Below are 12,359 nucleotides of genomic sequence, written 5' to 3'. Positions count from 1 at the left end.
AATCATTATTCAAATTATACATTATGAAGAAATTAGTACTTGGAATCGTCTCAATCTTTAGTTTCACCACTTATTCATCTGCTCAAAGCGTAAATTGGAACGCTCCGATCTCTGTGGCGTTGGGATCTACTTACAGTAATATATATCCACGAATTGCATTGACATCCGGAGATAATCCGCAAGTGATTTGGGAGAATGGTGGAACCGATAAAATCTATACTGCCCGTTGGAATGGAGCTGGCTTCACGAGCCCAATAACTCTCAATCCAGCTGGTGTGTTCCCGTATATTGCAACCTGGACAGGGGCTGAAATTGCGGCATCCGGAGACACTGTTTTTGTGGTTTTCAGTACAGAACCATCTGCAACAACCGCTCAGGTCTATACTATCCGATCACTGGATGGTGGAGTTACATTTCAGGATACAGTCCGGGTAGATCAGATTGGAACGGATATTCCGCGTTTTCCATCCATTGCAGTTGGATTGAATGGAAATCCGGTGGTCAACTTTATGCGTTTTAACTCGGCTTTTGAAGATCCGGAATATTCCATCTCGCGTTCTACAACAGGTGGAGCAACTTATCTGGCTCCGATAAACCCTACAGCATCAGCCCCTGGATTTGTCTGTGATTGTTGTCCGGCAACGGTTGTTACTTCCGGGAACCAACACGTATTACTTTTCCGCAATGATGACAATAATATCCGTGAAATGTGGGGATGTTATTCTACCGATGGAAGTGCAAGTTTCACGTCTTTTGCAGAAGTTGATCAAACCAATTGGTCTATAGCTTCTTGTCCTTCGAGTGGACCATCCGGTGTGATATCGGGAGACTCTCTTGTTTCGACCTGGATGAGTAATGGAGATGTATATATTAGTTCAGCAAACCTGAATAACCAACAGATCGGTACTCATCGAAAAATTTTCCCCACAGGCCTGGGAGTTCAAAATTATCCGATCATAGCTGGAAAAGGAGATACACTTGCAGTCGTTTGGCAAAATACAAATGGCGGTTCCAACGATATTTTCTTCACTTATTCCGTGACAGGAACCGCTGGTCTGGGAGTGAATATAGATACCTTGACACAAGGTGCTACAGGATCACAAACCCGACCGGATATTCAGTTTTCAAACGGAAAATTTCACGTTGTATACAGTGATAATGTGGGGAGTAATGTGAGATACCTGCAAGGAACGATTGATCCGAATTCTTTGGGGTTAAGTGAATCTGAAACCGATACTGAAATTGAACTATTCACTGTCCAAACAGATGGAAAAACTACCCTTCAGGTGAAATCCGGGTTAAGCACCGAAGCGACTATTCAATTGATCAATTCAGCTGGTCAGCAGGTTTCAGTGAGTAACCAACAAATCAGCGAAGGAATTTTTACGATCTCTATTCCTGATAATCTCCGGAAAGGAATTTATTACGTGGTGCTGGAAACGAAATCCGGGAAGGTTTATAAGGAGAAGGTTGTTTTAGAATGATTATTTCTGATTTACATAAGGGATTGATTACCAAAAGTACACAGCTGGTTTGGGGGCAACTGCGACAAATTGCAGATGATATAAAAGTATGCTTAGAATTCATTCGCTAAACTAAAAAAGGCACCCAATATAGGTGCCTTTCCTGTAGTTATTTAAGACTAGTCGAACTAATCAAATAAAGAAAATTAGTCAACTGCAACCCGTGTTGTGGAAGTCTGTCCGTTAATAGTGTAATTCAAAACATAAAGACCTTGCTTAAGAGCTGGTATTGCTAAATCAACAATAGTATTTCCGTTTTCTGTTTTGATTTGGGTAGTATAAATCTTTTTGCCAGTGATATCGGTCACTTTGATTTCAGCCAAACTGCCATCACCGGGAACCTGAACAGAGAATATTCCTTTATTCGGGTTCGGATAAACTGAAATCGCTTGTTCGGTAATTAATTCGTCCAAACCTAAGGAACAATTCATCCCATTGCGCTCACACCATCTTCCCATAAATTCTTGGTAGTATTGGTTCGTGATGGAAGCATCGTGAACGATTACCGTGTTTTCGTCATTTTTTTGGTCGGCACCGTTACTCCAGTTGTGTGAACCTGTCAATGTTATTGGATCGGAGGTTGTATTCGACGCATCAACGATGATGTACTTGTGGTGGAAGATCCAATTATGTCCGTTGACAGCCAGATTCGCGCCCATATCCGGAGAAAGGATTCCATAAGGTGTTGCGGATGTCGAAGCATCATCAATGATTCCTTTTGCAGCCAATGCTTGTTGCTGAATCCGGTCGCGAATTGCATAAGCAAGATCTGAACGGGTAATGACCATCACACCGAAATACAAGTCATCATCAGCAGTAGCAATGGTATTCAAGATTTGAGTATTTACCTGATCCGACGGGCTGAAATAGGATTCGACACGTTTCCCGCCAATAACATATTCATGAGGAGTATTGTCGGTTTTAAACTGTCCGAATTTTGACAATGTCATGTTGGGTTGTGAAACCTGGCTGCTGTCTCCCCACATTTCATCAAATTCTAGTTTATAACCACGAGCCAAACTTTGGTCCTGGAAAATGATCACATTGTTTGCATCGGTTGTCAACTGATTGTCTGTGAAATTTGTAGATCCGGTCCAAACAACCGGAAGATTCGGGTTACTCACATTCGCATCCATAATCACGAACTTATTATGCATGATCGTATAATCACTTCCCTGTGGAGAAGTCAATATAGGAATAGAAGCATTGATACTGGTGATTGCTGAATTTTGGGAGCTTCCATCATTGATAATCCGGATCTTTACGCCACGAGTATAAGCATTGTTAACGGCCGTGATAATTTTCGTTGCATCAAACGAATGATCCCAATTGTAAATGCAAATATCAAGTGAATAGTCCGTTCTGTCAATATAAGCCGCCAAGGTATCAGCTACCAAATGATTCAAATAAGCTGCATTGGTTCCTGTAGAATAACTGATATCTGTTTTGCGATTAAAATATGCTTTGATCTGTCCGGAAGAAAGTGACTGTGTTGCAAAGGTGCGTTCCAGTGTTACCGCACTATCGGCTCCGTTATAAGAATAAGCACGCACATAATAGATAGTTGCAGGCGTCAGACCTGTTATCGTAGCAACATGATTGAGAGTGTTTCCGGAAGGAATCGTCCCAAGCTCCAAAGCGGGTGTCAATCCGTATTTGATGTACGAATTCGTTCCTGCAATGTTGGTTGACCAGTCGATATCAAATCCGGTGGTTGTAATTGCAGAAGTGCTGATTGATTGGGTGAGGTAAATGGATGAGGTACTTTGAATATCACTGATTGTTCTTAAAAGCAATTGGTAACCTGAAGTACAACCGGTAGTAGGAGTAAAGCAGTATTGCGATAGGATTCCAGTCAGATTAACGGTCCCGCTCGGAATGATTTCTCCAACCAAAGGGCTTCCATTGGTTATCCGTACCTGCATTGTTTGCCCGCCCATCGTTATGTTGTAATTGCTGTTTCCGGCAAAGGTTGCTCCACCGTTAGCAAATGTACACCCATCAAAATGAAGCAATTCGCTTTCATGCAATTCACTGATTGTTGAAATATCGGTGATTAACTGTGCAGCTGGAAGTGCCACATTCGAGAGTACACTCATTGAAGTAACAGGAGTCACTTCCGAAAGATTATTATAGTTGGTCATTGTTCCCGTAATCAATACCGAATCACCTTGCTGGATAGAGGTAACGTTTGTACCATAAATTGCGATTCCACCTGTAGCATCCTGAATGTAACGGATGTTGGGTAATTCAGAACCATTTAGAGCAACTCCTCTAAAAGTGACCGTACTTCCAACAGAAGCATTACGAGCTGTTGCGATATCTTGTGCTTTAACGGAAATAACGGCTAAAAAACAACCGATAACGAATAGGAAATGTTTTGTCATGAATTTTATCTTAATAATCAATGGCAAAATTCGGGAACAGTTGTTATGCAATTATTACCGAAGAATGGTGTTTGTGGTCACTAAAAGGGTTTACTAGAACTATTCTTAAAGAAAGACAATGCTAGCCAAAATTCTATATAACAAAAAAATGCCTTCGTCATTGACGAAGGCATTCCTCTTGGTTATTGGTGTTAATTATGATCGTACTCGTGCCCTAGTGCGACCACATCAACTTCTTTGAGCAATGCTCGTGCTTTTTTATTGGAAATTTCTCTTTTGAAGATATCGAAGATCAGGTAAACACATGGAACGATAATTAGCGTCAGCAACATCGAACTGGTCAAACCACCAATCAATACCCAAGCTAATCCGGCTTTCCATTCAGCTCCTGCTCCGTGAGCAAATGCAATTGGCATCATACCGAAAACCATAGCAAGTGTCGTCATCAGGATCGGACGTAAACGTGCCTGACCTGCAATGATCAATGCTTCAACGGTATTGTGTCCGTCGGCCTTCTTCTGGTTTGTAAAGTCGACAATCAGGATTGCGTTCTTCGCTACCAATCCGATGAGCATGATCATACCCAACATGGAGAAGATACTGATTGGTTCCGATGCCAACGCAAGCGCAAGCAAGGCTCCGATGATCGCCAATGGAATGGAGAACAAGACAACGAAAGGATATACATAGGAATCATACAATGCCACCATGATGAGGTAAACGAATAGGATGGAAGCAAGGATCGCTAACATTAAGTTTGCGAATGCTTCAGCCATGTTTTTCGCATCACCTTCAAAACTGTAAACCGTATTGCTTGGAAGCGGATCTTTTTCAATGATTTTTGCAAATTCATCCGTTACCTGCTGACTGGAAGTCCCTAATACCTGGGAAGTAACAGTAATCGAAGGAATACGGTTCATGCGTTCCAATTTCGAAGGACCACTTGCTTTACCGATCTTTGCAAACTGGCTCAATTTGATTTCTTCTCCTTTGTCGTTAATGAAGTAAACCTCTTTTACATCTTCTGTGTTTTTCCGATCGAAATCATCGTATTTTACCAAAATGTCGTAGTCTTTTCCATTTTCCGAATACTTGGAATTATCATCTCCGTTGAATGACATTTGAAGCGTGGAACCAACCGTGTTCATGTTCAGTCCCAGTTCAGCCATCTTATCGCGGTCAATGTTTACTGTAATCTCCGGGTTCCCTGTTTCAACGGATACCTTTACTTCGGCAGTTCCTTTGATAGACTTCAATGTTTCGACCACTTTGGCCGCCGCTACATAGTTCGAGTCCATATCGTTTCCGCTTACTGCGATCTGGATCGGAGCATCATCGGCTCCACCCATGATACCAACAGTTGCCGAGTTCACTTTGACATCAGGGAGCATATTCTCCAGATCCTGCTTCATTAACTGGGCAATAATTGCTGCAGATTGGTCGCGCTCCTCTTTAGGGATTATTTTCACTGTCAACTGTGCTTTGTTATTGGCATTACTTGAAGACCCCATGTTTCCGCTGGCAGTTCCCACACTGGTAAAGACGTTGATTACCTCCGGTTTATTGAATAAGTAATCTTCTACCCGTTGAACTGTTGCATTCGTTTGCTGGATCGTGGCATCCTGAGGCAATTCCAAAGAAATCACGAATTCTCCGCGGTCACCCTGGCTGACGAACTCACCACCGATGTACGGTGAGAGTAACATGGGAATAATAATAATCCCAAGTGCAGCAGCAGGAATGATGTATCGTTTTCTGCGCAAAGCAACCGTCAGCATGCGACCATAAGAGGTGGTAATGTTTTTCAGGATACGCTCAAAAGTCATGACGATTCGTCCGCCTAACGTTTTGTTGGTTAACACCGTTTCCTTCGCGAAGCGGGAAGCCAAAAGCGGCGTTAGGGTAAAGGATACGAACAGCGACATCAAGGTCGAGATAACAATTACCAGGGAGAATTGAGAAAGTAGGTTGGAGATCAAACCACCGACCATGGTCAACGGAAGGAATACAACCACATCGACCAGGGTAATCCCCATTGCCGTGAATCCAATTTCATTACGTCCTTCCAATGCTGCTTTTTTGCGCTCTTTCCCCATTTCAAGGTGACGGTAGATATTCTCCAATACAACAATCGAGTCATCTACCAGGATCCCAACCACGAGTGAAATTGCGAGCATGGTCATCAAGTTCATGGTGAAACCAAGCAAATACATGGCAATGAAAACAGAAATCAATGATGCCGGAATGGAAATCATGATAATGACAGCATTTCGTATACTGTGAAGGAACAATAACATCACCAATGCTACAATAAAGATTGCCAGACCAAGGTCGGTAACAACTGCATCTGCAGCAGCAAGCGTAAAGTCGGAAGAATCGGAAGAAATATCGAATTTCAATCCTTGTTTCGCATATTGTTTTTCCAGTTTCTTGAATTCTTCTTTTACGTTCTTACTGATTTCTACCCCGTTGGCATCAGTTTGTTTCATAATCTGAAGACCCAGAGAGTTCGTTCCGTTAATCCGGTTGAATGTTTTAATCTCTTTGGAGGCATCCGTAACACTTGCCAATTCATTCAATCTTATCGGTGAACCCGTTTTTGGATCGTTGAAGATCACCAAGTTGTTCAATTCATTCAGATCCTTGTACTTTCCTCTCAAACGGATCATTGCCTGGGAATTGTCGCCTTTTACTTTACCGGTTGGTAATTCCAGGTTTGAAGTGCGGATTGCATTCGTGATCTGGAGAATAGAAATTCCATAATTCTCACAAGCTTCCCGATCTACCTCTACTTTGATTTCGCGTTCCTCACCACCTACCATGCTGATTTGTGCCATTCCTTCCATTTTCGCTAGGGAAGGGGAGATATCATCCTTCACCATGGAATACAATTCTGTCGGAGGCATATTTGCAGTTATACCGACACTCATGATAGGTGCTTCATCGAAGGAGAATTTCCCCAAGGATGGCGAAAGTACTTCTTCCGGTAAAGTGGAGAGTATGGCATTGATTTTTCGCTGAGCTTCCTGCAGTGCTTTATCCGCATCGGCATCATTCTTCAGCATCAGTACAACGGTAGATACTCCCTCCAGCGATGTGGATTGTGTGTAGTCCAGGTTTTCTACGCCTGAAAGTGCATCTTCTACTTTTTTGGTTACCGAGGTCTCAACCTCAGAAGGAGATGCTCCCGGGTACTGTGTTGTTACAGTTACCACAGGAATAGAGAATTTCGGCATCAGCTCGTAATTCAATTTGGAATAGCTGAGAATTCCGAGGAAACCCAGAACCGAGAAGATCACAACGATCAACGAGGGTCTCTTTATGGCTAATTCTGTAATAGACATATTTCTTCAATATTATTTTTCGTTATCTGCGCTGCCGCTTGATTTTCATCAAAAGCTTTGCTTTTTCTTATTTGATGATCTTAACCTTGGACCCGTTGTCGATGTTCAACTGACCGGTTTTTACCACTTGCATTCCTTCTGTCAAACCGGATACGATTTCGATTTTATCATCGTCTATTGCACCGATTTCAATTTTCGTCAATTTCGCTTTACCACCCTGAATCACAAATACTTTTGGATCCTTGATACTTCCTGCCAGACATTTCAATGGAATTGTTAATGCTTCTTTCGTTCCGCCGAATGTGAATTTCACTTTTCCTGTCATTCCTGATTTTAAAGGAGTTTTGGAAGGATTTGTAAAACGGATTTCCGTGTCGAATTTCTTGGAACCATCCGCTTGTGGTGAAACGGAAGCTACTTTTCCTGGAATAGTGGAATTGGCATACAGATCCGGAACGATGTTAACAGATTGTCCTGTCTTTACCCGAATCACTTGCATATCCAATAATTTCACGCTCATCTTCAGTGATTTGATGTCAACGATATCAGCAATTGCAGTCCCGGGAGCCAGATAACTTCCTTTTTCAATAGCTACGTTTGAAACAACACCGGAGATGGGAGAAACGATGGTAGTCAGTTTCAAGCTGTGTTGCAAGGTTTTCACTTTTGCATCTGCCGTATTCACATTCATACGCATTTCTTCTACTTGTTGCTTGTTTACTGCTCCGCTGGCAACCATGCGCTCGTATTTTTCCAAATCCGATTTTGCTTTATCCAAAGTTGTTTTAGCCAGAGCAAGGTCAATACGGATTTGCTCGTTATCCAAAGTCGCAATCACTTTCCCTTCAGTTACATAATCACCGTTTTCGATATTCAATGTTCTTACCCGACCTGAAGCTTCAGAAACAAAGCTCAATTGATGGTCCGGAATGAAGTTTCCACTCAATTCGAAGTCCTGAGAAACAGTTTCCATTGTTGGTTGAGCTACTGTCACCGGGAAAACGGTCACTTTTTTTTCCGTAATAGATGCGTTGGCGTCCATTTTTTCCTTGTTGCTTCCCAGTTTGCCGATTATAACAGCGAGAACAAGGACTACGATCAGGATTGGTAAAATGATTCTTCTGAATACACCCTTCTTTTTGGTCTGCTGAGACCCTTTATTTTGTTCTTGATTTTCCATGTCTTGTATTAGTTTAATGTTCTGATATTTCCTGTTGATTTGATAAGGTCTAATTCACCTAATTTTACTTGTATCAATGCTTTTAGATAATTGGTCTGTGCATCGCGTAAGGATGTTTCTGCATTCACAATATCCGCCATAGTTGCAATTCCACCTACAAACTGGGCTTGTGTGATGGTATATACTTTCTGAGCAAGTTCAATATTTCGCTTTTGGCTTGCAAGAGCCGCTTGGTTTGATTTCAATGCATTACTTGCATTTGCCCGTTGCATTTTCAAGTTTTCAGTCAAATACTTTTCTTCGTATTCAGATTGTTCCATTTGGATTTTGGTCTGCTTTACCCGTGAGTTTTTGGCAAGTCCGTCAAAAATGGGGATATTCAGGTTCACGCCGACATAGGAATTCGGAAACCATTTAGCGTCTTTACTGAAGATGCGGAAGTCATTCTGCTGGTTTTGTGCGGAAGAGTGAAAACTCAATGAAAGTGAAGGCAAATAACCCGCTTTGATTTGTTGTAAAGTCACCGAATAAACCTCCCGTTGCGCCTGGATCAGTTCCAGGTCTGTATTGTTCAACGATTCCGTATTGATGAGTGTTGCCGTCTCTTCAGTCATGTCGATAGCAGGAACTTCGATTGCTTGGTCAAGCGGCATTCCCATATAATACTTTAGAAGCATCAATTGCTTTTCATAATTGGTTGTGCTTGTTGAAAGATCTGTTTGAAGATTCGTTTGGTTCACTGTCAGCTTGTCCAGATCCAACTGCTTTGCAGCATCGTTGTCAAACTGAATCTGAGTGATCTTAAGGAGGGAATCTACTTGAACCAAATTGGATTCGACCAGTTTCTTTTGTGTGAATGAAACCTGAGCTCCATAATAAGCACTGGCAATGTCATAGATCAATTGTTCCTCAGTCTTTTTGACATTGAGCTCCGAAACCTTGAAATTTTGTCTGGTCAATTTCATGGCGTAGATCAACGATTGGTCGTAAAGCACTTGCTTTGCATCGATTCCTGCGCTGGTGTTGAATTTGGTACCGAATTGAACCGGAACTTGTGTTCCCGGCTGTCCGATCAATTCTCCCGGAAGAATCGAAGTCTGTAACTTGAGGTTATCCTGTACGGATATTGATCCACTGACCTGTGGCAAATAATCAGCAAGTGTTTGAGCTCTTTTCTCGTTGCTGAGGTCAATATCCAGTTTGGATTTCAGAACTCCTGAGTTTTTTGTCAAACCATATTGCACACATTGCTGCAATGACATCTGACCGGATTGTGCCCTGACAAAGCTCATGCTTCCAGCCAAAAGAGCAAGGAGCATCAGTAAGCTCAGGCGATAATTTTGTGTTCTCTCCTTCATACTAATTGTTTTTATTATTGTTGGTTTTGCGATTGGACCAGTCCGAATAAAGTCTTGGAAATTCGATGCTTAGGTATTCTATGAATTCAATAAACTCGGCCATTTGTCCATTGAATTCAGGGGTGTTTGGAGTGCGTTGGTTCAGAGCTTCTTTCATGATTTTGATCACTCCGAAAAATTTCTGAAAGCTCTCGGTGAAACTTTCCTGCCATTCCACGATATTGCTGGTGAAATAACGCTTCCGGTCTCCGGGGCGTGTTTTGTAAATGACCCTTTGAGTAAGTAATAACATATTCAAAGCCGAACTAGTGGCACTTTTACTGATTACGAGTAATTCTCGAATTTGATCGAAAGTGAGTTCGGGTTCATCGCAAACAGTTAGTAAGGACATGATACGACCCTCCATTGGCGGAATGCCGTGGCGCTCATAAAAAACTCCCATTCTTTCGATGAGTTCCTTTTGCTTCTGAGTCAATTGAACGTTTGTCATACTTTTTTTCTTTTGTTCCTGATATTCATCGTCAGGATTTAGTTCCTGCAAAGTTACTCAGTTTTTTAAGTTCTGAAAATACAGAACCAAAAAAACCGAACTTTTAACATTTGTTTGCGGTTCAAAAGTAGTTTGGCAATTTCGGTCAGGAAATACAAAATCGGTGAGTGGTAGAGAGAAGTCGGTATGTGGACTGAAACCGAGTGTTTCCTCACTATTTTCAAGGTGAATAAAATTTAATTTCCTTTCAAAAATCTAAATTTCTATTTGATGCGTAAGTAGTTCGTCTCTAATTCCATTAATGAGATAGTTAACTATTTACTAATTAATTATGAAAAGGATGAAAAAAATCTTATTCTCGTTTATCTTAGCTGGAAGCATGGCTTCGCTAAGCTACGGTTCGAGTCACAGAGAAGCACCTTTGATTGCAAATGACCCATTGGCTGACAACACCGATGTGTATGCTTTCAAAAGCCCTGATGATCCGAATTCTATTACTATCATTGCCAATTACATTCCGACGGAATTTCGATATGGCGGACCGAACTACTACAGTTTCGGTGAGAACATTCGGTATGAAATCCATGTAGACAATGATGCTTCAACACCTGGAGACGATATTACGTATCGCTTTACATTCTCCAAAGTGAACCAGGATCCAACCACGTTTTTTGACATTCGTTTAGGTCAGGAGAATGCAAAAACCACTTACATGATTGAAAAAAGTACAGATGGAGGCGCAACCTTCACTACTTTCATGACTGGTTTAGCTGTTCCGCCGCCAAACATTGGTGACCGTTCGATCAGTGATCCAACGGTTGGATTAGGTGCAGCAAATTACGATGCGTTGATTGCCAGTTCAATCTACTCGACACCTGAAGGTGGACAAGTGTTCTGTGGTCCATCTGACGATCCATTCTTTGTGGATTTAGGAGGAATCTTCGATTTGGGAGATGCTCCACGTCAAAATAACGGAGGTGTCGTTCGCGATGGTTTAGCGAAATTCAACACGCATTCCATTGCAATTAAAATTCCAGTAACTGTTCTTCAAAAAGATGGTTTGGGAGTTTCTTCTGCAACAACCATTTTGGATCCGAATTTTGTAATCGGAGTATGGGCATCTGCAAGTCGTCAGACAACACGTACATTGACTGCAGGTTCTCAAGGTTACGCGGGAAGTTGGGTGCAAGTATCCCGTTTGGGAATGCCTTTGACAAATGAGGCAGTTATTCCGGTTGGTAAAAAGGATTTCTGGAATTCATTGACTCCTTACCAGGAATTGGCTGAAACAACTTTGGATGAGTATTTCTACAATCCTGAATTGGCTTTGTACATGGATGATTCCATTTTTGGTGGAGCAGTTCCTGCTTTTGCCGGATTACGTATCCAACGCAATTCACTTCAAGGATTCGATTTCGGAAACACGCAAGACGGTTTATGGCCTTTGAAAGGTTCGGCAGCAGTTGCAGGAACAGCATTGGATGATGCGGTTTTCGGAACATTGTTGTTACCGGCAGCAGGGAAACCTCGTTCTGTCGATTTATGGCCTATTTTCCACACAGGAGTTCCAAATATGGCTCCGTATCAATTGGCAACAGGGAAAAATGGAAACCCCTTAGCTGCAGGAAAACCGTTCATTAGCAATTTTCTTCCTAGTGGTGGAGATATGTTGCGTTTGAACATGGCTGTACCGGCAACACCTAGAAATAGTGCTTCATTCAGTTCATTGGGATTGGTTCAGGCTGCTGTTCTTGGATTAACGGATCCGACTTACAACACAACAACAACTATTCAATTCATTCCGAACATGGATGGATTCCCGAATGGTCGTCGTTTGGAAGATGATGTTACACGCATCGAATTACAAGCGGTTAGTGGAGTTGTTTTGGCAGCGATCGGTTTATGGTATGACGATTACAATGCATCATCTGCAGCACAGTCACCGGTTACTAATTTATTGGTGAATGTTTTGAACTATTCCACTGGAGTAGAACAAAATGATGTGGCATTTAAAACTTCATTCCCTTACGTTGCTTCGCCTTGGGCGGGTAAAGATTAAATCGGAGTTTCACATTAA

7 protein-coding genes are annotated in these 12,359 nt (G+C 41.9%); 2 read left to right on the top strand and 5 right to left on the bottom strand.

What is annotated here, in order from left to right; translation table 11 throughout:
* The first annotated feature begins 23 nt into the window (after positions 1-23).
* Complete coding sequence (locus AAG807_RS14290; protein WP_341905263.1) at positions 24-1,484, top strand: T9SS type A sorting domain-containing protein; 1,461 nt, start codon at positions 24-26, stop codon at positions 1,482-1,484.
* A gap of 185 nt (positions 1,485-1,669) precedes the next feature.
* On the opposite strand, the gene AAG807_RS14285 is transcribed toward AAG807_RS14290, so the two are convergent.
* From AAG807_RS14285 to AAG807_RS14265, 5 genes are all read right to left on the bottom strand, one after another.
* Positions 1,670-3,910: a phospholipase D-like domain-containing protein gene (locus tag AAG807_RS14285; RefSeq protein ID WP_341905261.1), complete on the bottom strand. Its 2,241-nt coding sequence runs from the start codon at positions 3,908-3,910 to the stop codon at positions 1,670-1,672.
* Positions 3,911-4,101: 191 nt separating this feature from the next.
* Complete coding sequence (locus AAG807_RS14280) at positions 4,102-7,254, bottom strand: efflux RND transporter permease subunit (protein ID WP_341905259.1); 3,153 nt, start codon at positions 7,252-7,254, stop codon at positions 4,102-4,104.
* 67 nt (positions 7,255-7,321) lie between these two features.
* Positions 7,322-8,434, bottom strand: coding sequence for an efflux RND transporter periplasmic adaptor subunit (locus tag AAG807_RS14275; protein ID WP_341905256.1), 1,113 nt, complete (start codon positions 8,432-8,434; stop codon positions 7,322-7,324).
* Between the two features lie 8 nt (positions 8,435-8,442).
* Positions 8,443-9,792, bottom strand: coding sequence for a TolC family protein (locus AAG807_RS14270; RefSeq protein WP_341905254.1), 1,350 nt, complete (start codon positions 9,790-9,792; stop codon positions 8,443-8,445).
* A 1-nt stretch (position 9,793) separates the two neighbouring features.
* On the bottom strand, positions 9,794-10,333 hold the full coding sequence (locus AAG807_RS14265; protein ID WP_341905252.1) for a MarR family transcriptional regulator: 540 nt from the start codon (positions 10,331-10,333) through the stop codon (positions 9,794-9,796).
* 289 nt (positions 10,334-10,622) lie between these two features.
* Here AAG807_RS14265 and AAG807_RS14260 point away from each other — a divergent pair, with 289 nt between their 5' ends.
* Positions 10,623-12,341, top strand: a complete 1,719-nt coding sequence (locus AAG807_RS14260) for a DUF4331 domain-containing protein (RefSeq protein ID WP_341905249.1) — start codon at positions 10,623-10,625, stop codon at positions 12,339-12,341.
* The last annotated feature ends 18 nt before the right edge of the window (positions 12,342-12,359 follow it).

It is taken from the genome of Fluviicola taffensis DSM 16823 (genome assembly GCF_943372375.1).
GTDB classification, from domain to species: Bacteria; Bacteroidota; Bacteroidia; order Flavobacteriales_D; family Crocinitomicaceae; genus Fluviicola; species Fluviicola taffensis_A.
This window is presented reverse-complemented; position numbering and strand designations above follow the sequence as displayed.